The sequence below is a fragment of the Cytobacillus sp. Bva_UNVM-123 genome (genome assembly GCF_046351715.2).
Taxonomy (GTDB): domain Bacteria; phylum Bacillota; class Bacilli; order Bacillales; family Cytobacillaceae; genus Cytobacillus.
Genome location: NZ_CM177772.1, coordinates 807,715 through 831,922 on the forward strand (window position 1 = coordinate 807,715; position 24,208 = coordinate 831,922).

General features: G+C 37.8%; 22 protein-coding genes and 11 tRNA genes. 31 read left to right on the forward strand and 2 right to left on the reverse strand.

Annotated elements, in window-relative coordinates:
* The first annotated feature begins 162 nt into the window (after positions 1–162).
* The 13 genes from KDN24_RS03960 to KDN24_RS26350 all read left to right on the forward strand — a co-directional run bounded on the left by KDN24_RS03960 (position 163) and on the right by KDN24_RS26350 (position 14,410).
* Positions 163–1,245, forward strand: a complete 1,083-nt coding sequence (locus KDN24_RS03960) for a D-alanine--D-alanine ligase (protein ID WP_409975396.1) — start codon at positions 163–165, stop codon at positions 1,243–1,245.
* Positions 1,246–1,256: 11 nt separating this feature from the next.
* Positions 1,257–2,630 carry a UDP-N-acetylmuramoyl-tripeptide--D-alanyl-D-alanine ligase gene (locus tag KDN24_RS03965; RefSeq protein WP_409975397.1) on the forward strand — a complete coding sequence of 458 codons (1,374 nt, stop codon included), beginning with the start codon at positions 1,257–1,259 and terminating at the stop codon, positions 2,628–2,630.
* A gap of 326 nt (positions 2,631–2,956) precedes the next feature.
* The gene (locus KDN24_RS26345; RefSeq protein ID WP_525931273.1) at positions 2,957–4,333 is read left to right on the forward strand and encodes a protoglobin domain-containing protein; all 1,377 of its coding nucleotides are present in this window, start codon (positions 2,957–2,959) and stop codon (positions 4,331–4,333) included.
* A 154-nt stretch (positions 4,334–4,487) separates the two neighbouring features.
* Entirely contained in the window at positions 4,488–5,210 is a 723-nt protein-coding gene (locus tag KDN24_RS03980; RefSeq protein WP_409975398.1) for a hypothetical protein, read from the forward strand.
* Positions 5,211–5,261: 51 nt separating this feature from the next.
* Positions 5,262–5,702 carry a GntR family transcriptional regulator gene (locus KDN24_RS03985; RefSeq protein ID WP_409975399.1) on the forward strand — a complete coding sequence of 147 codons (441 nt, stop codon included), beginning with the start codon at positions 5,262–5,264 and terminating at the stop codon, positions 5,700–5,702.
* Positions 5,662–6,534, forward strand: coding sequence for an ATP-binding cassette domain-containing protein (locus KDN24_RS03990; RefSeq protein WP_409975400.1), 873 nt, complete (start codon positions 5,662–5,664; stop codon positions 6,532–6,534). Before KDN24_RS03985 ends, KDN24_RS03990 begins: the two co-directional genes overlap by 41 nt.
* Positions 6,527–7,471, forward strand: coding sequence for an ABC transporter ATP-binding protein (locus tag KDN24_RS03995; protein WP_409975401.1), 945 nt, complete (start codon positions 6,527–6,529; stop codon positions 7,469–7,471). Before KDN24_RS03990 ends, KDN24_RS03995 begins: the two co-directional genes overlap by 8 nt.
* Positions 7,456–8,673, forward strand: a complete 1,218-nt coding sequence (locus KDN24_RS04000; protein WP_409975402.1) for an ABC transporter permease — start codon at positions 7,456–7,458, stop codon at positions 8,671–8,673. The genes KDN24_RS03995 and KDN24_RS04000 overlap by 16 nt, the downstream gene beginning before the upstream one ends.
* Positions 8,674–8,776: 103 nt before the next feature.
* Complete coding sequence (locus KDN24_RS04005; RefSeq protein ID WP_409975403.1) at positions 8,777–9,469, forward strand: alpha/beta hydrolase; 693 nt, start codon at positions 8,777–8,779, stop codon at positions 9,467–9,469.
* A 331-nt stretch (positions 9,470–9,800) separates the two neighbouring features.
* Entirely contained in the window at positions 9,801–11,267 is a 1,467-nt protein-coding gene (gene cshA / locus KDN24_RS04010) for a degradosome RNA helicase CshA (RefSeq protein WP_486303963.1), read from the forward strand.
* Positions 11,268–11,376: 109 nt separating this feature from the next.
* Positions 11,377–11,853 carry a PH domain-containing protein gene (locus KDN24_RS04015; RefSeq protein ID WP_409975405.1) on the forward strand — a complete coding sequence of 159 codons (477 nt, stop codon included), beginning with the start codon at positions 11,377–11,379 and terminating at the stop codon, positions 11,851–11,853.
* Complete coding sequence (locus KDN24_RS04020; RefSeq protein WP_409975406.1) at positions 11,846–13,294, forward strand: PH domain-containing protein; 1,449 nt, start codon at positions 11,846–11,848, stop codon at positions 13,292–13,294. Before KDN24_RS04015 ends, KDN24_RS04020 begins: the two co-directional genes overlap by 8 nt.
* Positions 13,295–13,411: 117 nt before the next feature.
* Positions 13,412–14,410, forward strand: a complete 999-nt coding sequence (locus tag KDN24_RS26350) for a methyl-accepting chemotaxis protein (RefSeq protein ID WP_525931274.1) — start codon at positions 13,412–13,414, stop codon at positions 14,408–14,410.
* A 224-nt stretch (positions 14,411–14,634) separates the two neighbouring features.
* Here the strand turns inward: KDN24_RS26350 and KDN24_RS04030 are convergent, their stop codons facing one another.
* On the reverse strand, positions 14,635–15,228 hold the full coding sequence (locus KDN24_RS04030) for a rhomboid family intramembrane serine protease (RefSeq protein ID WP_409975407.1): 594 nt from the start codon (positions 15,226–15,228) through the stop codon (positions 14,635–14,637).
* Positions 15,229–15,479: 251 nt separating this feature from the next.
* Here KDN24_RS04030 and acpS point away from each other — a divergent pair, with 251 nt between their 5' ends.
* The 6 genes from acpS to KDN24_RS04060 all read left to right on the forward strand — a co-directional run bounded on the left by acpS (position 15,480) and on the right by KDN24_RS04060 (position 21,501).
* Positions 15,480–15,833: a holo-ACP synthase gene (gene acpS, locus KDN24_RS04035; RefSeq protein WP_409975408.1), complete on the forward strand. Its 354-nt coding sequence runs from the start codon at positions 15,480–15,482 to the stop codon at positions 15,831–15,833.
* 243 nt (positions 15,834–16,076) lie between these two features.
* Positions 16,077–17,087: a LolA family protein gene (locus tag KDN24_RS04040; protein WP_409975409.1), complete on the forward strand. Its 1,011-nt coding sequence runs from the start codon at positions 16,077–16,079 to the stop codon at positions 17,085–17,087.
* 109 nt (positions 17,088–17,196) lie between these two features.
* Positions 17,197–18,360: an alanine racemase gene (gene alr, locus KDN24_RS04045; protein WP_409975410.1), complete on the forward strand. Its 1,164-nt coding sequence runs from the start codon at positions 17,197–17,199 to the stop codon at positions 18,358–18,360.
* A 172-nt stretch (positions 18,361–18,532) separates the two neighbouring features.
* Positions 18,533–18,814 carry a CopG family ribbon-helix-helix protein gene (locus KDN24_RS04050; protein WP_409975411.1) on the forward strand — a complete coding sequence of 94 codons (282 nt, stop codon included), beginning with the start codon at positions 18,533–18,535 and terminating at the stop codon, positions 18,812–18,814.
* A 4-nt stretch (positions 18,815–18,818) separates the two neighbouring features.
* Positions 18,819–19,169 carry a type II toxin-antitoxin system endoribonuclease NdoA gene (ndoA, locus tag KDN24_RS04055; protein WP_409975412.1) on the forward strand — a complete coding sequence of 117 codons (351 nt, stop codon included), beginning with the start codon at positions 18,819–18,821 and terminating at the stop codon, positions 19,167–19,169.
* Positions 19,170–19,362: 193 nt separating this feature from the next.
* Complete coding sequence (locus KDN24_RS04060; protein ID WP_409975439.1) at positions 19,363–21,501, forward strand: Tex family protein; 2,139 nt, start codon at positions 19,363–19,365, stop codon at positions 21,499–21,501.
* A gap of 116 nt (positions 21,502–21,617) precedes the next feature.
* Here KDN24_RS04060 and cmpA read toward each other — a convergent pair whose 3' ends face one another.
* On the reverse strand, positions 21,618–21,731 hold the full coding sequence (gene cmpA / locus KDN24_RS04065) for a cortex morphogenetic protein CmpA (protein ID WP_313803922.1): 114 nt from the start codon (positions 21,729–21,731) through the stop codon (positions 21,618–21,620).
* Between the two features lie 220 nt (positions 21,732–21,951).
* Between cmpA and KDN24_RS04070 the strand changes: the two genes are divergently transcribed.
* The 12 genes from KDN24_RS04070 (at position 21,952) to KDN24_RS04125 (ending at position 24,100) form a co-directional block, all read left to right on the forward strand.
* Positions 21,952–22,425, forward strand: coding sequence for a SprT family protein (locus KDN24_RS04070; RefSeq protein WP_409975413.1), 474 nt, complete (start codon positions 21,952–21,954; stop codon positions 22,423–22,425).
* Between the two features lie 258 nt (positions 22,426–22,683).
* Positions 22,684–22,758 (forward strand) — tRNA-Asn (locus KDN24_RS04075).
* A gap of 4 nt (positions 22,759–22,762) precedes the next feature.
* Positions 22,763–22,853: transfer RNA gene (locus KDN24_RS04080), tRNA-Ser, on the forward strand.
* 17 nt (positions 22,854–22,870) lie between these two features.
* Positions 22,871–22,945: transfer RNA gene (locus KDN24_RS04085), tRNA-Glu, on the forward strand.
* A gap of 72 nt (positions 22,946–23,017) precedes the next feature.
* Positions 23,018–23,094, forward strand: a tRNA-Asp gene (locus tag KDN24_RS04090).
* Between the two features lie 89 nt (positions 23,095–23,183).
* A tRNA-Gln gene (locus KDN24_RS04095) sits at positions 23,184–23,258 on the forward strand.
* Positions 23,259–23,430: 172 nt separating this feature from the next.
* Positions 23,431–23,506 (forward strand) — tRNA-Lys (locus tag KDN24_RS04100).
* Positions 23,507–23,514: 8 nt separating this feature from the next.
* Positions 23,515–23,599: transfer RNA gene (locus KDN24_RS04105), tRNA-Leu, on the forward strand.
* A 60-nt stretch (positions 23,600–23,659) separates the two neighbouring features.
* Positions 23,660–23,745, forward strand: a tRNA-Leu gene (locus tag KDN24_RS04110).
* A gap of 59 nt (positions 23,746–23,804) precedes the next feature.
* Positions 23,805–23,881: transfer RNA gene (locus tag KDN24_RS04115), tRNA-Arg, on the forward strand.
* A gap of 56 nt (positions 23,882–23,937) precedes the next feature.
* Positions 23,938–24,014, forward strand: a tRNA-Pro gene (locus tag KDN24_RS04120).
* 12 nt (positions 24,015–24,026) lie between these two features.
* Positions 24,027–24,100, forward strand: a tRNA-Gly gene (locus tag KDN24_RS04125).
* Positions 24,101–24,208: the final 108 nt, after the last annotated feature.

The window sequence follows — 24,208 nt, forward strand, 5'->3', positions numbered from 1 at the left end:
CATAAAACAAAAAAATGGTTTCAACAGCCTAGTCTTTTTCATACACATAATATATGGGCTAAATTAACAAAAAAAATCCTGAATAAACACTCCTTTATCACTCCCATTCTTAATTCACAAAGTGGTAAAATAGGTAAGTAAGAGAATGGAGGACTAACATTAATGATGGTTAAGACAAAAATTGGATTATTATATGGCGGAAAATCAGCTGAACACGAAGTTTCCATGCAAACAGCGCTTGCTGTTATTAAAGCATTAGATTTAGAGAAATTCGATATTTTTCCTATTCATATTTCGAAGAATGGACAGTGGAATAAAGGACAACAAATAACAGGTCCAGTTGCAGATGTAAAACAGCTGGAGTTTTCAAACACGAACACTTTAACTTCTAATGTAATGGCTCCAGCTTTATTTAAAGCGGAGGAGGAGCATGCATTTGATGTAATTTTTCCTTTATTGCACGGGCCAAATGGAGAAGATGGTACTGTACAAGGGATGTTAGAGCTATTAAATCTTCCTTATGTTGGAAATGGTGTTCTCGCTTCCTCAGCAGGAATGGATAAAGTCATTATGAAAAATATTTTTGCGCAAGCAGGATTAGCACAAGTGAAGTATGTTTGGTTTATTCACAGTGAATGGGATCGTGCTAAAGAAGAGGCATACGAAAAGGTTGAAACTGAAATTGGCTATCCTTGTTTCGTGAAACCGGCAAACCTTGGATCAAGCGTAGGAATCAGTAAATGTAATAATCGTTCTGAGCTTGAAGCTGCTTTTACGGAAGCATTTAAATTTGATCGGAAGATTATTATTGAAGAAGGCGTGACAGCGCGGGAAATTGAAGTCGGTGTCTTAGGAAATGATCAGCCAGAATGCTCAGTTGTTGGAGAAATTGTACCGAAAACGGACTTTTATGATTATAAGGCAAAATACCAGGATGGCAATACGGCATTAATTATTCCTGCGGAAATTACGGAAGAAGAATATAACGAATTAAAAGAAATGGCTATTCGTGCATTTAAAGCACTTGACTGTTCTGGATTAGTGCGAGCTGACTTCTTTTTAACAAGAGATGGAAAGCTATATATGAACGAAGTGAACACAATGCCAGGGTTTACCCCATTTAGTATGTTCCCATTGCTTTGGAAGCATACTGGAGTAGAATATCCACAACTTATTGAACGTCTTGTCAACCTTGCGATTGAGAGACATAAAGAGAAGCAACAAATAAAATATACAATTGAATAGGGAGGTAACCTGTGATTAAACGAACGCTACAAGAATTGTTTGAAATGATAAAGGTTGAAAATGATCTATCAGCATTTAAAGATACAGTCATAAGTGGCGTCAGTATAGACTCAAGAAAAATAGAAAAAGGGAATTTATTTATCCCGTTCAAAGGTGAGCATTCTGATGGTCACCAGTTTGTTGAGAATGCGATAAAGAATGGTGCAGCAGCCGCTCTTTGGGAAAAGGATGTGCCGAATCCTCCTCTCCATCTGCCGATTCTAGTTGTTGAGAATACATTGCTAGCCTTACAACGGCTTGCTACAGAATATAGAAATACGCTTAATGTGAAGATTGTCGGCGTAACTGGAAGCAATGGAAAGACAACAACGAAAGATATGACGGCAAGTCTTCTTTCCCTCCAATATAAAGTACAAAAGACGGAGGGGAATTTTAACAATGAAATTGGTCTCCCATTAACCATTCTTGGTCTTGAAGAGGATACGGAGTTTGCTGTTCTTGAAATGGGCATGAGCAGTAAAGGAGAAATTGATTTTCTGACGCGGCTTGCACGACCCGAAGCGGCTATTATTACGAATATCGGGGAATCGCATTTGCTAGATTTAGGCTCGAGAGAAGCGATTGCTGAAGCAAAACTAGAAATAGTGAATGGCTTATCTGATAGTGGAATAATTGTTTACTATGGGGATGAACCATTGCTTCATGAGCAAGTGCCAGTCATTAAAAGCAATGTGATTCGAAAAACATTTGGAAGAAGTCCGCAAAATGACCTTTATCCTTTAGAAATTGAGCAGAATGACTCAGGAAGCACCTTTAAAGTTAATATAACCAATATTGAATTTGTTCTTCCTGTTTTAGGTACACATAATGTGTTAAATGCTTTAGCTGCGATGGCGGTTGCTAACTATTTCCAAGTTCCATTTGGAAAAATGAATAATGGCTTTGCGGAATTAAAGCTCACAAATATGAGGACAGAGCTGCTTAAAGGGAAAAAGGGCGAAAAAATTATTAATGATGCTTATAATGCAAGTCCAACCTCCATGCATGCTGCAATTGAGCTAATATCAGAGCTTACAGGGTGTAAAAATAAGATTCTTGTTCTCGGTGATATGCTTGAATTAGGTCCGTTAGAAGAGGAATTTCATTTGAAAATGGGAGAATCTATTGACCCAGATAAAGTGAACTATGTTTTTACTTTTGGTAAGCTTGGTGAATTTATTGCAAAGGGTGCTAAAGAAAACTTCTCTTCAAACAAGGTATTTTCTTTCATGGAAAAGAAGCCGCTCATTGAAAAATTACAAACTCTTGTCGATGAACAAACCATTGTTTTAGTTAAAGCCTCAAGAGGTATGAAACTAGAAGAAGTGGTAAAAGGATTGCAATAATCCTTCTGCTTGATAAAGTTAAATTTGTTATAAGATGGCTACGCATGAGTTCGGTATATATCGGACTCATGCTTTTTTTGCCTTCCTTCGTTGCTCACTGTCGCTCCGTATTTATTATGTATTAGTCGCTCCCGATTTTTAAGAGTCTTCAAAATTCAGTAGTTGTTCAGAATTTGTTCAGTGAGAAAATAGTAAAATTATTAGGTATTTTTTACCGCTTTTTAATTTATACAAAGTTCAACTATTCTCCTTATGTGGAATAAGTTCAGCATAGACGATTAGGATATAATGGTAGAAGGCAATAATGTTATGACAGGAGGATTATAATGAGTAATTGTCCTTTTAAGTCTCTGCTCGGGAATGAAAATGGAGCGTTAAGCTTATTTAATAGAACGGCACGGAAAAAAGAAGGATTGGAAGATGAAAAGTTCAATTCGTTAGAGGAATCTGCTAAAAAAAATTTTAGGAAATTAAAGGGTGCAAATGAATATTCACAAATCATGTTCATTGGATTATCAGAGGATGATATTTCAAACCTAGTGAGCATTCGCCCAATTATTGAGAAAAATGCAGTGCTAATTGTTGATAATTTTTATGGACGAATCCAACAAATGCCGAATTTAATGGGGATTATTAAGAGGAATTCGACCATTGAGCGATTAAAACAGACATTTGTCCAATACTTGCTTGAAATGGTTTCGGGAGAAATTGGGGAGGAATATGTTGAGCGGCGCAAAGTGGTTGGCCGTGTTCATAATCGAATAGGCTTATTTCCACAATGGTATATCGGTGCCTACACACTTCTGCAACATGAAGTGCTTGCTGTCTTAATGAGAGAGGTGAAAGATAGTGAAGCCAGTTTTGCTTATTTTACCTCGTTTCAGCGGCTTTGTTCCTTTGATATGCAAATTGGAATTGAAACATATATCGAATCTTACACTTCCTCAATGATGAAATTAAATGAAATCGAGGAATTTCAAGCTAGTTTACGAGATTCGTCTGCTACGTTAGCGGCAAATGTAGATGAAACGACATCGTCAATTGCAGATAAAGAATCAATTGTAGAACAAATGTTATCAGAAATTACCGATATACAGGATACATCTCAAAAAATGATCACACAGGTTAACGAAGGCAAAACAGATGTCACCTCATCATTAACGAAAGTAGACAAAGTGATAGAATTAATTGAAACGACAAAAGTTTTAACGAACGAGCTAAGTGAAAGTTCCTTGCAAATTGGTCAAGTCGTCAATACGATTCGAGGGATATCGAATCAAACGAATATCCTTTCGCTGAATGCAGCAATTGAAGCCGCGCGAGCAGGTGAGCATGGGAAGGGATTTTCTGTCGTTGCTGGGGAGGTTCGAAAACTGGCAAACCAAACTGAAACAGCTCTTGATCATATTCAAAGCCAAATTAGTACTGTACAAAAAACAATTGAGAAGTTTGAACAGAGCTTCCAACATATAGTGGAAGAAACGAATATGTATCGAGAAACAAACCAAAACATTATCCGAATTTTGGAAGAGTCAACAGAGAGTGTTCAGTCAACTGATTCTAAAATTGGTCAATTTAGCGATTATGTAAATGATTTTAAAAAGGCGTTTGCTGAGATAACAGAAGCATCACAAGAAATAGCGGAAATGGCTGGACAATTGAATGAATTAAATAATGAACTAGCTTGTCGACTTAAAAGCTAAGCAGTTCGGAGGACATTCCGCAATTATTATTAAATCCATATCTATTATAGGTATGGATTTTTTGTTGAGTTTTTGCTCTTGCACACTTTTATTAAGTGTTATATAGTGTGTATATAGATATAAACAGTATAATAGTCTTAAGGGAGGACTTGTCATGAATGTATGGAAGCAAGCACTATGGTTATCAAGGTTTGAAGTGAGAGCTTCGCTAAAATCATTTCTTATCTTATTCATTATTGCTATTTTCTATGGATTATTCTTTTCGATATCTTTCGCCGAATTCGATTTTTTTGTAAATGATCTATTCTTTATCTTTATTTTTTGGTCAATGTCTAATGTAGTAAGACCAAAGGTATTTACATTGCAAAAGATTTCCGATGGAGTGTGGGCAGCTCCATTCGTTGTTATGCTTAATCAATTACCAATTCAAAAAAATGTGTTAATTATAAGCCGTTTTATCACCTATTTTATCTTTTCAATTCCGTTTCATTTGTTAATGCTGATTTTTATTTATACATTCTCAGCTGATTTACGGGAGATAGTCTCTGCTGGTTCGTTCATTGCCTTCTCCATTATATGGATATGCTATGGGGTTGCTTCCGGCTCCATGTTTCCAGCAAGTGAAATAGGAGATAAAGCCCCGAAAAACAACCTAGTCTTATCTGCATTGGGCATTCTGTTTTATGGGGGAGTATTAGGGATTATTATTGTCATTAATATATTTTCAAGTAGAAGTATAGTTAGCTGGTCCATCTATGCTGTGAATGAAAGGCCGTTCGTGTCATCATTCCTCTCTTGTGTGATAGCCATCCTAGTTGTTGGTTACTATACGAGGTATATGCGTAAAAAAATGGATAAAATTGATTTTTTAAAGTAAGAAGCAATAGATAATGCCTAGCTTAAGCATTTTACTGAAGGAGGGGAATTCATGGAACTTCCAATTCGCTTATCAAAGGATTCGAGAGAGCCGATTTATCATCAGATAGAAGAACAAATGAAGGCTTTAATTGCAGGGGGGCAGCTGCCAGCTGGAACACCGCTTCCATCCATTCGTGCGTTGTCAAAGGAGCTTGAAATAAGTGTGATAACAATTAGAAGAGCTTATTTAAATTTGGAGCATGAAGGTTTTATTTTTACGTTGCAAGGAAAAGGTACGTTTGTAGCTGAGGTTGAAACGAAAAAAATGAAGGAAGTGACAACATTGTCTGTATACCAAGCAATTGAAAAAAGCATTGTAACGGCGTTAAGACATGACTATACATATGAGCAAATAGAGGAAGTTTTTCACGATGTAATAGCAACTATGAAAAAGAAGGGAGAGTCTGATCATGCTAGAGATCGAAATGAACGGCGTAAGGAAGAAAATTGATGAATTTTCACTTGGTCCAATTGATTTAACTTTTGAAAAGGGAACGATTACTGCAATTGTTGGCAATAATGGTGCTGGAAAAAGTACACTGTTGAAGCTCTTAATGAATCTAGTAAAAGCGGATATAGGAGAGATTCATATATGTGGGCAATCTGTTAGTGGCAAAGAGGAGAATTGGAAAACGAAAGTTGCTTATTTGCCACAAACAGTCATTGGTTGGGAACTTTTTAATGGGAAAGAACTACAAGAACTAGTCGCTAAATGGAATCCGACTTGGGATCAAAAGCTGTTTGAGCAAATCGTCGAGAAATTTCATATTCCGCTCAATAAAAAATACAGCAAGCTGTCACAAGGAATGCAACAGAAGCTCAATATTGCCTTACTTCTTCCAAGAGATACAACGATTCTTATCCTTGATGAGCCGACAGCCCATATGGACATTCCATCTAAACAACTGCTTTTGGATTTATTTGTAGAATGGATGGAGCGAGGTGATAGGCTCATGCTTATTTCTAGCCACCAAGCAGAGGACATTCGTAAGCTAGCAGACTATCTCGTTATCATTAAAGAAGGAAGTTTACTAGGGAAATTTGAAAAAGATGAGCTGGTAGAAAGGTATAAACGCTACTGGATGGTGGAGCCTCTGCCTAATGAGATCATCCCCGGCGAAATCACTCGTAAAAATGGTCGAATCATCATAACGAGCAATCCAGAGGAAACAGAAGCGTTTTTCACAAGGGAGCAGTTAAAATGGCTGCAAGCAGAGACTTTAGATTTAGAGGAAATTATTACACATATGCTGACAAATGGAGGGGTGCAAACAGATGGGTAAACCAATTCTTACAGTGAATCAAATTGGAAAATCATTTAAGGATAAGAAAATTATTGAGAATATTTCTTTCGATGTTCGCCAAGGAGAAATTATGGCCATTCTTGGCCCAAATGGAGCGGGGAAATCGACGACCATTCGAAATATTATGGGCATTATGTATCCAGATGAAGGCTCGATTACCTTTCATCATCAGGCTGCTGGAGATATTCCACGACATATCATTGGGTATTTACCAGAAGAAAGAGGACTATATAAAAAGGCAAAAATAATGGATATTCTCCTTTATTTCGCCGAATTAAAAGATTATCCACAAAAAAAAGCACGCCAGCGCGCCTTACACTATTTAGCAAAGTTTGGTCTTGAAGGGAAAGAAAAATCAAGCTTAGAGGAATTATCGAAAGGGATGGGGCAAAAGGTTCAATTTATTGCTTCCATTATTCATGAGCCTGAATTATTGATTTTGGATGAACCATTCTCAGGTTTAGATCCTGTCAGTCAAGAAGTATTTAAGCAAGAAATAAAAGATTTAGCTGCGAATGGGACTGCGATATTATTATCCTCGCATCAAATGAATCTAGTAGAAGAGCTATGTGACAGGCTTTATATGATTAATCGAGGCAGGATGGTTTTGCATGGCACATTAGAGGAAGTAAAGAAGCAATATGCAAACTTTAAATGTACAATCCACGGCGGAAACGATAAGAAAGTACTAGAAGAGCTTTCACATGTTCAGCGGGTTGAATATAAAGGAGAGCATGCGATTCTCTATTTAGATGCACATGTAAAGCCCACTCTTTGGTTGAAAGCAATACCAGATTCTCTCGATATTAAAGAATTAGCACTTAACCGTATATCATTACATGAAATTTTTATCGATATCGCAACGAGTAATCATGGATTAGTGAAAGAAGGAGATAGACAATGCGAAACAGCATGAAAGTAGCTAAATGGGAGTTTAAACAAAATATGAAAAGTAAGTCTTTCATTATTTCCCTGTTTTTAACTCCGCTTTTTTTCATCGCTTTTTCTGTGTTACCTAGCCTTTTTGATAATTTAAAAGGTGATCCTGAGCCAATTAAGGTTTATGTTTATGATGAAATGGGTATATGGAAACAAGCTGAAGAATTTCTAAAATCTCAAGGTGTCAATTGGAAGACGGAGAATGTATTAACGGATGTTGAAGCGGTAAAGGATAAACTGATGGATGAGGAGAATAGTGCGTTTATCAGCTTTACTGAAGATATTTTTCAAAATGGTGATGTAAAGATTTATATGAGTGAAAAAATGAATGAGGATTTCGAAACACAAGTTCAATTACTTAAAAATCCGATTCAGCAATTGCAGATGGAGCGTCTTACTCTTACAGAAGAGGAGAAAGCGGCATTAACGAAAGGGATCCAAATAGAGGCGCTCACAGTGACGGCAAAACAAGATGATTTGGCGGGGAAAGACCCATTGGTACGACTCGTGCCAGGTGTATTTGCAGGAATTATTCTTTTTTCGATTGTTTTAACAGGAATGATGATTTTTCAAAGTGCGAGCCAGGAAAAAAAAGAGAAGGTTGCAGAAATTGTGCTATCCTCCTTAACTTCCACTGAATTAATGCAAGGGAAAATAATTGGCTATTTTGCACTTGGGATTACACAAGTATTTGTATGGGTTTTGACCATTATTCCATTTGTCATTTGGAAATTCGATTTTCCCATTATCGAATATTTATTTGTCCCAGAAACACTTTTATTCTTATTCATTGCCATTGCAGGATATTTAATGTTTGCGGCCATTTTTGCCGGCATTGGAGCTACTATTGAAGATGTGAATACAGCAGGAAATTTCCAAGGGTTTGTCCTTCTTCTCCCGTGGCTTCCACTCATTTTACTAAAGCCTGTTTCAGCCGATCCTGCAGGATTAATTGCACAAATTGGATCTTATTTTCCGTTAACATCTCCAGGAATATTGATTATTCGCTTATCCATGATGGACAATTGGCCATGGGTAGAACTTATCATTTCACTCGTTATTTTAATTGTGAGCATTTGGCTGCTGATGAAGCTAGCTGGCAAAATTTTTAGAACAGGCATGCTTATGTATGGGAAAAATGCGACACCACGTGAGATTATGAAGTGGTTAATGCATTAATATCACAACGCGCTTGTACTAATATATACCATGCGAATTTTTAATGCAAAATAGGATAAAGGGTGTATTATAGTATATAATTACACTTTTGGTGGTGGTTCAATTGATTGGTTGTTTATGTATTCATGGATTTACTGGGGCACCATTTGAAGTTGAGCCTCTTGTCCATTATTTAAAGGAACGGACAGATTGGGAAATTGCTGTTCCAACTTTACCAGGTCATGGTGAAACTTTACATTTAAAAGGGATTGACTATCATAAATGGATTGAACATGCTGAGAACGAATTGCAGCAGCTTATAGAAAAATGTGAAATCGTCTATGTGATTGGCTTCTCTATGGGTGGGATGATTGCAAGCTATTTAGCAGCACATTATCCAGTTGAAAAACTAGTGCTGCTCAGTACAGCTGCCTTGTTTATAAGCCCTAAACAGCTTACAAAAGATGTGGCGGATATTATAAAGGACGCGTTTAAAGGGCGTTTATTTCAAAATGAAATGTATCTTAGATATAAACGGAAAATACAAGAAACCCCCATTACAGCAACACTTCAGTTTCGCAAGCTTGTTACTTCTATCCGTCCCATTTTGAATGAAGTGAAAATTCCTACGTTCATTGCCCAAGGAGAATGTGATGGGGTTGTTCCTGCAAAAAGCGCCCGATATTTATATCAAAACATTGGGACAACTGCAAAAAAGCTTTTATATATTAAGAAATCCAAACATTTAATTTGCTATTGTGATGAAAGAGAGCGTCTCTTTTCACAAATCTTCTTTTTCCTAAAAGCTATTAAATAACGTTAAAAATTATTTTTTATATGAAAATTTTGAAGCTTTGTTACTAATTCTAATGTACCTTATAGTTAACTTTTCAATAAGCTTACCATTTAGGCATAAACGATGCTACATTGCATTCAGCGTGCGAAAATGATAAAATAAATAGTAAATACTTTTGAAACCCTGGACATACTCCGCTTGGAGAATGTCCTTTTCACTTTAATTATTCACTTTGATTTGACTATCAACAAGGCATGGAGATTTCATTCCTTTTCAATATAGAGGCGCCTCCTCTGAACATATAAAGGGTTTCGAGCGAATTTGAGTAATTTTTAGAAGGAGAATGAACACATTGACAAAGTTTCAAGATTTAGGTATCAGCCCAGCAACAATGAAGTCCCTAAAGCGAATGGGATTTGAAGAAGCCACACCAATTCAAGCACAAACAATTCCTTTAAGCCTAGAAAATAAAGATTTAATCGGTCAGGCACAAACCGGAACTGGAAAAACGGCTGCGTTCGGTATTCCAATGATTGATAAGATTGATTATGAAAAAGAAGTCATTCAAGGAATTGTTATTGCACCAACTCGTGAGCTTGCCATTCAGGTCTCAGAAGAGTTATACAAAATTGGGTTTGGAAAAAGAACAAAGGTGTTAGCTATTTATGGTGGACAAGACATTAATCGTCAAATTCGTGCTCTAAAAAATCGTCCACATATTATTGTCGGTACTCCAGGTCGCATCCTCGATCATATTAACCGCAAGACATTACGTCTTGAAAATGTTCATACGGTCATCCTTGATGAGGCAGATGAAATGTTAAATATGGGCTTTATTGAAGACATTGAAGCCATTTTAGGGCAAATCCCAGAAGAGCGTCAAACCCTATTGTTCTCTGCGACGATGCCTGCACCAATCCAACGAATGGCCGAACGGTTTATGAAGGAGCCGCAAATCGTTCGTGTAAAGACAAAAGAAGTAACGGTGCCGCTAATTGAACAGTATTATTTAGAAGTGCAAGAAAGAAGTAAATTCGATATTTTAACAAGGCTGCTTGATATTCAATCCCCTGAGCTAGCGATTGTATTTGGACGGACGAAGCGAAGAGTGGATGAGCTATCAGAAGCTTTAAACTTAAGAGGCTATAATGCAGAAGGCATTCACGGTGATTTAAGCCAAGCAAAACGCATTTCTGTTTTGCGCAAGTTTAAAGAAGGTTCCATTGATGTTCTTGTAGCAACAGATGTGGCTGCCCGCGGACTTGATATTTCAGGTGTAACACATGTGTATAACTTCGATATTCCGCAAGATCCAGAAAGCTATGTTCACCGTATCGGACGTACAGGCCGTGCTGGAAAAGCGGGTGTAGCGATGACGTTCATCACACATAGAGAAAAATCCTATTTACAAGTTGTTGAAAAAACAACAAAACGGAAAATGGATCGAATGAAGCCGCCAACTTTAGATGAGGCGCTAGAAGGACAACAAAAAGCAGTCATTGAGCGGATACTTCAATCTGTAGAATCAAATAATCTTCAATACTATAAGCAAGCAGCAGAAGAATTACTTGAGCAGCAAGATGCAGCAACCATTGTACAGGCTGTATTGAAAATGTTAACGAAGGAGCCTGACACAACACCTGTAAAACTTACTGAAGAAAGACCATTGCCTGTGAAAAGAGATCGAAAACCAGTTGATCGCAACCGCACATATGGCAGTAAAGGAGACAGACAAAGGGCTCCTTACAAGCCTCGTCAAGGCTCAACAGGAAAGCGTCATAATCACAGCAACCGAGACAATTCGAATAGTTACCGCTAAAAAAGAGCATTCATGCTCTTTTTTATTTTATTCACTTTTATTCGCTGGCTTGGCATGAATTTATTTACTATACTAAAAGACATATAGATTGATTTAGGGGGTACTCTACATGAGGGAACCGCAAAGTAGGATATCGGAAAAAGGGTTAAAAGTATGGCGGATTTCTGGAATGATTCATACATTGTTTTCATTTCTTATCAGTAGTGTTGTGATTGGCTTAACAATATTTTTTGCTTGGCCTTTTTGGATTATCGGGATTGTAGTGATCTTATTTGTCATAGATGCTTATTTAATGATTTCGCTTATTCCAACTTTAAGATGGCGGCGCTGGCGATATGAAGTGCGTGAAAATGAGCTTGAGATTCAACATGGTGTCTTTATTATGAAGAGAACGTTAGTCCCAATGATTCGGGTACAGCATGTTGATACTCGCCAAGGTCCGATTTTACGAAAATATGAGTTGGCGACAGTGGCGGTGTCTACTGCGGCAACCGTTCATGAAATTCCCGCTTTAAATGTTGATGAAGCGGAAGAGCTGCGTTTTTTCATCTCGAAGCTAGCAAGGGTGGCTGATGAGGATGTCTGAACCGAGAAGATTGCACCCGATAACAACAGTGATCAATTGCTTGAAGGCATTAAAAGATTTATTTTTTCCTTTTCTTATTTTTGTCGTATTCGGCAGCAAAAACGGTTTTTTTCAGTTGGGAATGTCAGCTATCATTATCATTATCGTATTAATTAGTGGAATTCTCTCTTGGCTGCGATTTACATACCGTCTGGAAGAAGGGGAGCTGCGGATAGAATATGGAGTTTTTGTAAGGAAAAAGAGATATATCCCATTTGAAAGAATTCAAAGCCTTGACTTATCAGAAGGTATTTTTCAACGGCCATTTGGGCTTGTGAGGGTAAATGTAGAGACTGCGGGTTCTAGTGGATCAAGTGAGGCTGAGGCTGTATTAACAGCTATTTCGAAGGAAGAAGCGGAGCTCATTCAACAAACGATGTTTTCTGCAAAAGTAGAAACAGAATCGGCTTCAGGTGAAACGGTAACAGAAAAATCGACAGAAGAAATCATTTATCGAATTTCATCAAGAGAGTTATTGCTCCTTGCTTCTACATCTGGTGGGGCAGGGGTCGTTCTGTCGGCTGTTATTGCATTTGCTTCTCAATTTGAGGAGATCATCCCATATGAAAAGGTATTTCGAGGACTTGCGGATTTTCTTTCAAATGGGATCGTTTTCGTCAGTATGCTTATTTTTATCGGGTTTTTGATTGCTTGGATTGCTGCACTTATCGGAACGATGATTAAATATGCTGGTTTTACAGTAAAGAAGTCGGGTCATGATCTCATTATTTCAAGAGGTTTACTTGAAAAGCGGCAGCTTACGATTCCGTTGCATCGAATTCAAGCGATTCAAATAAGTGAAAACATCATTAGACAGCCTTTTGGCTATAGTACTGTTTTCGTTGAAAATGCAGGTGGTTCAGCATTGAATAATGAAGGTGCTCGTGTCATGCTCTTGCCAATTATTAAGAAGCAACAGATGCTGGATATTTTGTCGCCTTACTTACCTGATTATCAATTTGATATAGCTATTAACCCAGCACCAAAAAGAGCACTAAAACGATATATGATAAGAGGCCTATTAGTGACTGCGCCTTTTGTCATTGTTCCGATCGTGTTTTTTCGACCATGGGGATATTTATCCCTCCTTTTATTGCTGCTTTCTCTCTTTTTTTCTTATTTAAAATATAAAGATGCAGGCTGGAAAGTGGATGAGCAACAGCTCACATTGCGCTCCCGTTTTCTCATTAGAAATACTATTTTAATGAGAAGGAATCGCATTCAATCCCTACGTACTCAAGAAAGCTATTTTCAACGCAAAAAGCAGCTGGCTACTATCGGCGCCGTTGTGATGTCAGGGTCTGGAGGTTCAGGAGGAGTTGTTGTTGATTTAGAGAAAAAAGATGTTAGCCAAATATATGAGTGGTATTCATATACGAAGCACTCAAACGATCTACTCTAAATGAATTTAACGTAGGAAGACGAACTAAAATGTTTGGAAAATAATGAAAATGTCCTTATAATAGATGGTAGTAAGAAAGAACTAGTTTATGCATATGTGATAATGGAGTGGATGTAGATGTTTACGACTAGAAAGAAAAGTATGGAGCTAAAAGAGGAGAATGATCAGCTAAAAATCCGCTTGAAAACAATCTTTGAAAAAGCTCAACAAAAAGAAGATTACTTAAATGAATTTATTAATAGTTTTAATAGTGAATTAGATAAAGCGATGCAGCAGCATGAATTAGTGAATGGACAGCATGATCTGCTTGCAAACATTGTCGGTAAGATTATGGAACGCTTTGAAAAAGTAAATGTCATTAGCCAAAACTCTTATGATAAATCACTAGGATTACATGAAAAAGGCCAAATTTTAATTGAGTCAACAGTTGAAATGGTGAAAATTTCAGAAGAAGGAAGAGATTCTGTCAGTAAGGTTGAAGTCCTTATTGATAAATTAGGCGAGCAATTAAGTGAAACATCGGTAAAAATGAATCAATTGAACGAAAGATCGAAAGAAATTGAAATGATTGTAAAGGTCATTAAGGAAATTGCCGACCAAACAAATTTATTAGCATTGAATGCTTCGATTGAAGCAGCAAGAGCTGGAGAACATGGCAAAGGCTTTGCCGTTGTAGCTGAGGAAGTTAGAAAACTAGCAGAGAGTACAGCTGAAAGCACACATAATATTAGTATTTTGACGCAAAATATTCAACAGGATATTGATGCCTCCTTGCAATCAACAACAGAAAGTACAGGTTTAATAGATGAAGGTATTCAATTAAGTGCGAATACAACGAGTAAGATCAATTATATTTTGAACGTTATTAATAATGTACAATCTGAAGTGAAGGATGTTATTAATACAATTAAAGAACAGCGGGATTTCTCGAATGATGTGATGAATGAAATTAAGGAAACAAAATTAATTTTTGAAGATGCAAATGAATTAATTTTGCAGCATATTAATGATGCAAGTATTGTCGATGAAAAGCTTGAAGGCGGAATGAGGCAAATATCTGAATTAAGTAATTGGGGCAATGAAGCTCTAGGCAATCATGAAATCGTCAAAAAATAATTAAGGTGAGACCCCGCAGAAGCGATCTTCGACGAGAAGGCTCACCGTTGGCCCCGTGAAAAGCGAAGCGTCTGGAACGGAAATCTAAGGACAGGTAATAAGAACATGAAAAAAGAGAGTGCTCCTAAAGTAAACTTTTGGGACATTCTTTTTTATTTGGTCATGTCGTTAGTTTCAAGTGCATGTAGCTCAAGATCAAAAGCAATGACTGTCGAGACATGTTATTAAACATAGCGCTTCCGTATTCCTAAAGCACCGAGAAGAAAGCCGGCAAGCAAGCCGAATAAATGCGCCGTGATGTTAATATTCGGTTGTAAAAATGTCATAATTACCCCAATAATTGTGATTGTAATAATAATTTGTGAATTATTTTTAGAAATTAAGTCTTTTCTAAACTTAACAATGGCCATGAAATAACCGAATAGTCCAAAAATCGCTCCACTTGCACCTACATGAATATATGTTAAGGGTTCTAGTAATAATGTGGCAATGTTTGCTAAAATTCCTGTTGTTATATATACGAAGATGAATTTTGCTTTTCCGAGGATTTGTTCTAAAGCAGGACCGAAAAGAACGAGTGAAAAGCTATTAAACAGCATATGGGAAAACCCCGCGTGGATGAATATAGGCGTTACAAGTCTCCAATATTGACCATCTACAATATATAGGTTAACTCCTGCAAATTGTTCAAACAGCCATGAGCCTTTCATGAATGGTATCTCTACGAGTAAATATAGTACAATATGAATAGAGATAATAGCAGTAACAACAGGATAATAGCGAGTAAACTCTTTAAAGCTTTCTGTTCTTGTAAACATAATTAGACTCCTTTATCACAATATCAGTATCGATTACATTTATTGTACATAACTGTTGCACTTTAGTGCCAAATGTTTATTTAGTAAAAAATGTTTGAGTGACTTTTCTAAAGACTAATGCCAGAGGATTCAGAATGAAGTGTTGTCTAAGTTTACGTGAGCCTTGATGTGGCTATATTTCATTTGAGATTATCTATATTCTACAATACTGTTGTATGCATAAGCTAAATTAAATAGAAGGAAGATGAAAAATGATTTCTGGAATCGGAATCGACATCGTCGAGCTAGAAAGAATAAAAAAAATTTATGAGCGGCAGGATAGGTTTGTTGACCGGATATTAACGCCTGCTGAAAAAAAGATCTTTCAAACACTTACAGAAAACCGCAAAACGGAATTTCTTGCAGGGAGATTTGCTGCCAAGGAAGCTTACGCAAAAGCAGTAGGAACGGGTCTTGGGGAAAACTTATCCTTCCTTGATATTGAAATTGCAAAGGATGAAAAAGGAAAGCCATTTATTACGAAACCAAGGAAAGAAGGCATTCATCTTTCCATTTCTCATAGTAAGGATTACGCTGTTGCTCAAGTTGTTATCGAAGAAATTTAACTTAGGTTATTAGTTGAAATTTGCTTAAGTGAATTTATTAAGTTTGTCTTCCCCCTTAGCATATTCTTTAAGGTTGTCTCATATATTCATAGTGCAATAGGAGAGACAAGGTTAGGCGCGGAGCATAGAACTGCTCGGTTAGACTGTCTGCTTTTTATCTCCTCCAAGATAAGTGCGGGTGAAAGCCAATGGCTCCGTGCTGCGTTGGATATAACGACGAATGAGACAAAAGGGGTTGAAAGAATGAGGAGAAAGTGGTTGACGCTGCTAGCCGGACTATTGGTAGTCGTTGCATTATCTGCTTGTGGGGCGAAATCACAGAGTGATGTAACGAAGGAGCTAAACAAGAAGCTTGGGGAGATTAAAAGTTATAAGGCAAATGCAAAAATGACTTTACAAATGGGAGCAGAGCCGCAAACTTATGAGATTGAGGTTTCGCATAAAAATCCTTCTTATTACCGAGTAAATTTGAAAAATGCGCAAAAAAATCAAAGTCAAATGATTCTCCGCAATGATGAAGGAGTTTTTGTTTTAACTCCAGCATTAAATAAAAGCTTCCGATTTCAAAGCGACTGGCCGAAAAATAGCAGCCAAGCCTATTTATACGAATCTTTAATAAAGGATATTGTTGAGGATAAAGAAGCTAAATTTTCGGCAACAAAAGAGCACTACGTCTTTGAGACAAAAACGAGATATCAAAACAATCAGCATTTCCCTACACAAGAAATTAAACTGAAAAAATCAGATTTAACGCCAGTTAGTGTCCATGTTATGGATACGGATAAAAATGCACTCGTTAAAGTAGAATTTTCTGAAATGAAATTCAACGTTAATTTTGATAAAAAAGAATTTGATATGAAGAAGAATTTAACTGGTGCACAGCTTGAAGTCCCTGTCATGGCTGAGCTGGAAAATGAGGAGTTTTCAACTAAGTACCCATCTGAAATGGCTGGTACAGACTTAATTGATGAAAAAGAAATTGCAATAGATAATGGACGACGTGTCATCCTAACTTATGAAGGAGGAGAGAAATCTTTTACACTCGTACAAGAAAAAGCTATTGTCACACCGGTTTCCTCTTTAACGACTGTTCAAGGTGACCCGGTTGATTTAGGATTTACCATTGGCGCGTTATCCAATAATGCGATTTCCTGGAATTACCAAGGGGTTGAATATACACTAGCATCAAATGATTTAACAGAGGAAGAAATGGTGATGATTGCACGCTCTGTGCAAGGAGGAACAGTGAAATAAGGCTCTGAATAGGAGCCTTTTTTTCTTTTCATTTACTGAAAAAAACAATTGACAATGTGGAAAAGGAGTTTGATAATCGGTATTAATATAATGAAAAAGGGTGTTTAAGGTGGAGAATTTAGAAGAACGTCATGGGGGTTTTTATAGAGATACTTGGGCAGAAATAAACTTGGACAACATTTCATATAATATAAAAGAAATACAGCAGCTTATACACAAAGATGTGACACTAATTGCTGTTATAAAGGCAAATGCATATGGGCACGGTGATATAGAAGTAGCTAAAATCGCATTGGAAACAGGTGCTTCTTATTTAGCTGTGGCTTTATTGGATGAAGCATTGTGTTTAAGAAAAAATGGAGTTTCAGCTCCGATCTTAGTATTAGGAGCCTGCCGACCAGAGGATGCATCAATTGCAGCAGAAAATAATATAACCTTAACTGTTTTTCAAGAAGAGTGGTTAAGAAAGGCAAAAACTTCGCTGACCTCCCAATTAACGATTCATTTAGAACTTGATACAGGGATGGGAAGATTAGGAATTCGTAGTAGGGAAACATTAGAAGAACTTGAGAAATTAGCGAAAAACGATCCTCGTATTTATTTAGAAGGTGTCTACACTCATTTTTCCACGTCTGACGCACTAGATACTACCTATTTTGAACGACAAATGAGTTGTTTTCAGGAAATGCTTACTTGGCTAAGTGAAAGACCTAAATTTGTTCATTCAGGAAATAGTGCTGCTACCCTTAGATTTCCAGAAACGCATTTAAATGCAGTTAGAACGGGCATTTCGATGTTCGGATTAACACCATCACCCGAAATAACATCACTTTTACCTTTTCCACTTAAAGCGGCATTTTCACTTCATACTAAACTCGTTCATGTTAAAAAGATCCAAAAAGGTGAAAAAATTAGTTATGGTGCAACATATGAAGCTATGGAGGACGAATGGATTGGCACGTTGCCAATTGGTTATGCCGACGGATGGCTACGGAAGCTTCAAGGGCAGGAAGTGCTTGTAGATGGCAAAAGAGCCCCGATTGTTGGGAGGATTTGTATGGACCAATGTATGATCAAGCTCCCATCACAGTTGCCGGTCGGAACAGCCGTTACGCTAATAGGGAAGCAAGGGAATGAAATGATTACGTTAGAAGAAATAGCGGAAAAGCTTGAAACCATTAATTATGAAATACCTTGTATGATTACGAGCAGAATTCCGCGAGTATACAAAAGAAATGGGAAAGTCATTAACATTATGAATCCTTTATGTTAAGAGAGATTTTTAACTATATTTTTATTTTCATCATAACCATGAATAAAAGACCGATTTTTAGGCTGATAATACAGAAGAATTGATAAATCTTCTTTGCTTTAAGCTTGAATGATGGTAATATAAAAATTGGTAGATATAAAATGGTGTGTAGTGATGGTGGAGGTGTTCGTTTGTGTCTGAGTCCAGCGCAACAACAGAGATTATGGTGAAATTACCGCAACATCTTGTAACCGAGTTAGATGGCTTTGTAAAGCAGGAAAACGTAAATCGGAGTGAATTCATTTATCAAGCAACCAAAATGTATTTGCGCGAGCGGAAGAAGAGACAAATTCGTGAGTCTATGAGACGCGGCTATATGGAGATGGCGAAATTAAACTTGACGATTGCATCTGAGGCATTTCAAGCAGAATTCGAGGCAGAACATACAGTTGAACGTCTAGTAAGCGGAGGGTAAACCTTTGAATGTGAAACGTGGTGACGTTTATTTTGCAGACCTATCCCCAGTTGTTGGTTCAGAGCAAGGTGGAGTCCGTCCAGTACTTGTCATCCAGAACGATATCGGGAATCGGTTCAGTCCCACAGTAATAGTTGCAGCGATCACTGCTCAAATCCAAAAAGCTAAGCTCCCTACTCATGTTGAAATTGATGCGAAACGTTATGGCTTTGAACGAGATTCGGTTATTTTATTAGAGCAAATCCGCACAATTGATAAACAGCGCTTAACTGATAAAATTACCCATCTCGATGACGAAATGATGGAAAAAGTGGATGAAGCCGTACAGATTAGTTTAGGTCTTATTGAATTTTAATTTTCATATTAGCATACGGATTTTTTAAACTGGCAAGCATATTATGCTTGTTTTTTTTTGTGAAAAATCTTTGACCACTATATTAACCTAATGTGAAACTTCTATAGGGTTTTGGTAATATAGAAAGTAGGTCGTAAAAGTTGGAGGTAAGATTTTGGACAAAACGACGGTAAATCAAGAGCAAATTTTAAAAATGATTGCTTCTGAGCAATCTTTATCACTAAAACAGGTAAGAAACACGATTGACCTTCTCGAAGAGGGAAATACAGTCCCTTTCATTGCACGTTATCGGAAAGAACATACTGGTGCACTAGATGAGGTCCAAATTCGTGATATTATGGAACGCTGGCAATACATCCAGAACTTAGAACAGCGTAAAGAGGAAGTTATTCGTCTAATAGATGAACAAGGAAAGTTAACAGAGGAATTAAGTAGTCAAATTCAAAAGGCTGTTAAACTGCAGGAAATTGAAGATTTATATCGCCCATACAAACAGAAAAGAAGAACGAAGGCGACAGTTGCGAAGGAAAAGGGATTGGAACCTTTTGCTGAATGGCTGCTAACCTTTCCGTTTGCAACATCTCTTGAAGAAAAGGCAAACGAATTTCTTTCAGATGAGAAAGAAGTACTTACGGCAGAAGATGTAATAGCAGGTGCGAAGGACATTATTGCAGAATGGGTGTCAGATGACGCAGATACTCGAAAGTGGGTTCGCTACGAAACAGCCAAAAAAGGCATGATTGAGTCAACCGTAAAAGATGCTTCAAATGATGAGAAAAAAGTATTTGAAATGTATTATGAATACGAAGAGCCGATCGCTAAAATTGTACCTCATCGAACGTTAGCATTAAACCGTGGTGAAAAGGAAGATATCTTACGAATTGCCATCAAACCAGATATCGAATTTATCTTGAAATACCTCCACAAAAAGTGGATAAAGAATGAACAATCTCCTGCTGCGGTATTTGTAAAAGAGGCATATGAAGATGGCTATAAGCGACTAATTCAGCCATCCATTGAGCGCGAGATTCGCAATGAGTTAACGGAAAAAGCAGAAGAGCAAGCGATTATGATTTTTTCGGAAAATTTACGAAAATTATTATTGCAGCCACCTTTAAAAGGGAGAGTGGTGTTGGCAGTCGATCCAGCATACCGGACTGGTTGTAAGCTCGCAGTAGTTGATGAAACAGGGAAAGTTCTCAAAATTTCTGTCATTTATCCGCATCCGCCTGTTTCTAAAGCGAAAGAAGCGAAAGCACAAATCATTGAAATTTTAACGACATTTAAAGTGAAAATGGTTGCCATTGGAAATGGAACAGCTTCTCGAGAAACAGAACAGTTTATTGCTGACATTTTGAAAGAAATGAAGGACGAAATTTACTATTTAATTGTCAATGAAGCAGGAGCGAGTGTTTATTCCGCTTCAGATTTAGCAAGAGAGGAATTTCCTGAGCTTCAAGTAGAAGAAAGAAGTGCGGTTTCTATTGCCCGCCGTCTGCAAGACCCATTGGCAGAATTAGTAAAAATCGATCCGAAGTCTGTTGGTGTAGGACAATATCAACACGATGTTTCTCAAAAGCGACTCTCGGAATCATTAACATTTGTTGTAGAAACAGCTGTTAACCAAGTAGGAGTAAACGTTAATACGGCTTCATCATCATTGCTGCAATATGTAGCAGGGTTATCAAAGACGGTTGCGAATAATATTGTAAAAATGCGTGAAGGGGAAGGAAAGTTCGAAAATCGTAAGCAACTTAAGAAGATTCCACGCCTTGGAGCGAAAACATATGAGCAAGCAATTGGATTTTTACGAATTATTGATGGGACAGAACCATTAGATCGGACAGGAATCCACCCGGAAAGTTACCCGGAAGTAACAAAGCTGCTTAAAAATTGTGGTTTTAAAACAAAAGATTTAGGTAATCAAGCATTAAAAGACGCACTCTCAAAGCTCGATGTTTCAGAAACTGCGCAAGAACTTGGAATTGGTGAGTTAACATTAAAGGATATTATCGTTGCATTAGTAAGACCAGAACGGGATCCACGAGATGATTTACCAAAACCTCTTTTAAAGAAAGATGTACTCCAATTAGAGGACTTGCATGCTGGGATGGAGCTTCAAGGAACCGTTCGTAATGTGGTCGATTTCGGTGCTTTTATTGATGTTGGTGTCAAACAAGATGGACTTGTTCATATATCTAAATTAAGTCGTCAATTTGTGAAACATCCGTTAGATGTTGTTTCAGTTGGCGATGTTGTAACGGTATGGGTTGATTCTGTTGATAAGAATAAAGGAAGAGTAGCCTTAACGATGCTCTCCCCGACTGAATAAAGGAAATACGGATATAGGTAGGTTGTCTAGCTGCGAGTAAACATTAAGTTCATGCTCGCAGCTTTTTTCTTTTCGGTGTTGTTTTATACGTCGCTGACCAAGGCGCTGGAGCTTTTCTATGAGCAATGTTTTTTTCTATAGAAAAACCAGCATTGATTCAATAGTTTTATTTGAGAACGATCTTTTTCCAAAAAAGCACGTTGAATTTGATTTTGGAACCATACAGGCATTTTGAGTACCTCCCTGATGTTAATCAAATAAAATGGCACAGATATCACTTTACCATTGATATATGTTCGTTGTTTTTTACTGGGCAACCCGTTTGGAAAAGCTTACTTGAATGTGAGTGCAAGCACGAATTCAAAAACACTGCCCATTATTAAGGGTATATATAATGTATGCTATAATAGGTTGTCATGTTCGCACTATTAATGAAGGGAATAGAAAAAGATGGATGATTTGGAATTGCAAAGGCTTGTTGAGAATATCTCTATGAAGAGCTTTCGTAAGCAATTTAGACATAAAGCATATTTCAATCCGAGACTTCGTTCTACAGGCGGGCGCTATATGTTAGACACCCATCATATTGAAATAAATAGGAAGTATTTTGAGCAGCTAGGTCATAATGAATTATGTGGTATTATTAAGCACGAGCTTTGTCATTATCATCTTCATATAGAAGGAAAAGGATATAAACATAAAGATCAAGACTTCAAGTTTTTAATGAAAGAAGTTGGAGCACCACGTTTTTGTTCGGTTCTGCCTGATCAGCCTAGAAGAAATGTAAGTCGTAAAGTAATCTTTTATATTTGTAAAGACTGTGGACAAGTCTACAAACGAAAGAAAAGAATGAACACGCAAAAATACGTATGCGGGAAATGTAGGGGGAAATTAATGATGAAACAGGAATTAACGATAGGATAAATATAGATGTTTGCATTTAAAAAATAATGTTATTCCAGTGTAAGATTTTTTAAAAAAACATTCTTGACTTTTAATAGGCAAGTTTTTATAATTGGAAGAGTCGAAAAGATGATAGTTATTCCGCAGTAGATTGCGGAAGCTAGCAGTTCAGAGCGATTCTTCAAAGAAAGGCTAGCTGTAGCAATCTGCGACAAAGACCGTAGGGCTTTGGAGCACAACTATTACTACTAGTTAACTTTAAAAGTTAACATTAACTATTCCGCAGTAGCTCAGTGGTAGAGCATTCGGCTGTTAACCGAACGGTCGTAGGTTCGAATCCTACCTGCGGAGCCATTTTGGGGAAGTACTCAAGAGGCTGAAGAGGCGCCCCTGCTAAGGGTGTAGGTCGCGCGAGCGGCGCGAGGGTTCAAATCCCTCCTTTTCCGCCAGAATATTCAAAAAATACGGCCCGTTGGTCAAGCGGTTAAGACACCGCCCTTTCACGGCGGTAACACGGGTTCGAATCCCGTACGGGTCACCAGATACGCTATGACACCTTATTTTAGTGAGGTTAGTATAGAACCAAGGTGTTATAAACTAGACATACTTAATTGGTCCGGTAGTTCAGTTGGTTAGAATGCCTGCCTGTCACGCAGGAGGTCGCGGGTTCGAGTCCCGTCCGGACCGCCATCTTATAATGAAGTTCATTTCCGGATTTATTTTAAATATCGACAATTGAAGATTTATTATTTATAAATATGTCTGCGGTAATTATTTATTGGGCTATAGCCAAGCGGTAAGGCAACGGACTTTGACTCCGTCATGCGCTGGTTCGAATCCAGCTAGCCCAGCCATTTTTTTATTTTATGATGAGCCATTAGCTCGGTCGGTAGAGGATTTTAAAAGATTACAGCTACGAAGCAAATCTTCAGTGAATGGTAAGCTTTTAAAATCTGCAACAAATCACAAAGGGATTTGACGCACGTTTATTACCGCAAATAAAGTTTAGGAAACAATATTTTATTAGAGCCATTAGCTCAGTCGGTAGAGCATCTGACTTTTAATCAGAGGGTCGCAGGTTCGAATCCTGCATGGCTCACCATTTTTTTTGCGGGTGTGGCGGAATTGGCAGACGCACTAGACTTAGGATCTAGCGCCGCGAGGCGTGGGGGTTCGACTCCCTTCACCCGCACCAATAATTACTAGTTGAATATCATGCTAATTAATGATATAATGAATTTCGTCGCTTAATTATGCGGTCGTGGCGGAATGGCAGACGCGCTAGGTTGAGGGCCTAGTGGGGGCAACCCCGTGGAGGTTCAAGTCCTCTCGGCCGCACCAAAAAAAACTGTTGACAATTTAAACAGTATGAAATATACTAGATAAGTCGCTTTGAGAATGCGCCCGTAGCTCAATTGGATAGAGCGTCTGACTACGGATCAGAAGGTTATGGGTTCGACTCCTTTCGGGCGCGCCATTTTAAAACGCAAACGCGATTAGTAACAACTTAGAAAAGACTCCTCATATTAAGCTCGGGAAGTAGCTCAGCTTGGTAGAGCACTTGGTTTGGGACCAAGGGGTCGCAGGTTCGAATCCTGTCTTCCCGACCATTTAAAATATTTGCGGGTGTAGTTTAGTGGTAAAACCACAGCCTTCCAAGCTGTTGATGAGGGTTCGATTCCCTTCACCCGCTCCAAATGAAATTACAAGCAATGTTTAATAGTTATTGGGTTTTCTTCATTAAAAACCTTGCTCCTGCGCCGTAGCATACCCGAGGAAGTGACTCCTCACCTCGTCGCAAAGC

What these genes read in the sequence shown, in the direction of transcription:
- cmpA (WP_313803922.1), bottom strand. Translation starts at nt 21,731, where the DNA reads ATGCCTGTATGGTTCCAAAATCAAATTCAACGTGCTTTTTTGGAAAAA.
- KDN24_RS04000 (WP_409975402.1), top strand. Translation starts at nt 7,456, where the DNA reads ATGCGAAACAGCATGAAAGTAGCTAAATGGGAGTTTAAACAAAATATG.
- KDN24_RS03995 (WP_409975401.1), top strand. Translation starts at nt 6,527, where the DNA reads ATGGGTAAACCAATTCTTACAGTGAATCAAATTGGAAAATCATTTAAG.
- KDN24_RS04060 (WP_409975439.1), top strand. Translation starts at nt 19,363, where the DNA reads ATGATTGCTTCTGAGCAATCTTTATCACTAAAACAGGTAAGAAACACG.
- KDN24_RS03960 (WP_409975396.1), top strand. Translation starts at nt 163, where the DNA reads ATGATGGTTAAGACAAAAATTGGATTATTATATGGCGGAAAATCAGCT.
- KDN24_RS26350 (WP_525931274.1), top strand. Translation starts at nt 13,412, where the DNA reads ATGTTTACGACTAGAAAGAAAAGTATGGAGCTAAAAGAGGAGAATGAT.
- KDN24_RS03980 (WP_409975398.1), top strand. Translation starts at nt 4,488, where the DNA reads ATGAATGTATGGAAGCAAGCACTATGGTTATCAAGGTTTGAAGTGAGA.
- KDN24_RS04015 (WP_409975405.1), top strand. Translation starts at nt 11,377, where the DNA reads ATGAGGGAACCGCAAAGTAGGATATCGGAAAAAGGGTTAAAAGTATGG.
- acpS (WP_409975408.1), top strand. Translation starts at nt 15,480, where the DNA reads ATGATTTCTGGAATCGGAATCGACATCGTCGAGCTAGAAAGAATAAAA.
- KDN24_RS04020 (WP_409975406.1), top strand. Translation starts at nt 11,846, where the DNA reads ATGTCTGAACCGAGAAGATTGCACCCGATAACAACAGTGATCAATTGC.
- KDN24_RS04040 (WP_409975409.1), top strand. Translation starts at nt 16,077, where the DNA reads ATGAGGAGAAAGTGGTTGACGCTGCTAGCCGGACTATTGGTAGTCGTT.
- KDN24_RS03985 (WP_409975399.1), top strand. Translation starts at nt 5,262, where the DNA reads ATGGAACTTCCAATTCGCTTATCAAAGGATTCGAGAGAGCCGATTTAT.
- KDN24_RS04030 (WP_409975407.1), bottom strand. Translation starts at nt 15,228, where the DNA reads ATGTTTACAAGAACAGAAAGCTTTAAAGAGTTTACTCGCTATTATCCT.
- KDN24_RS04070 (WP_409975413.1), top strand. Translation starts at nt 21,952, where the DNA reads ATGGATGATTTGGAATTGCAAAGGCTTGTTGAGAATATCTCTATGAAG.
- KDN24_RS26345 (WP_525931273.1), top strand. Translation starts at nt 2,957, where the DNA reads ATGAGTAATTGTCCTTTTAAGTCTCTGCTCGGGAATGAAAATGGAGCG.
- KDN24_RS03990 (WP_409975400.1), top strand. Translation starts at nt 5,662, where the DNA reads ATGCTAGAGATCGAAATGAACGGCGTAAGGAAGAAAATTGATGAATTT.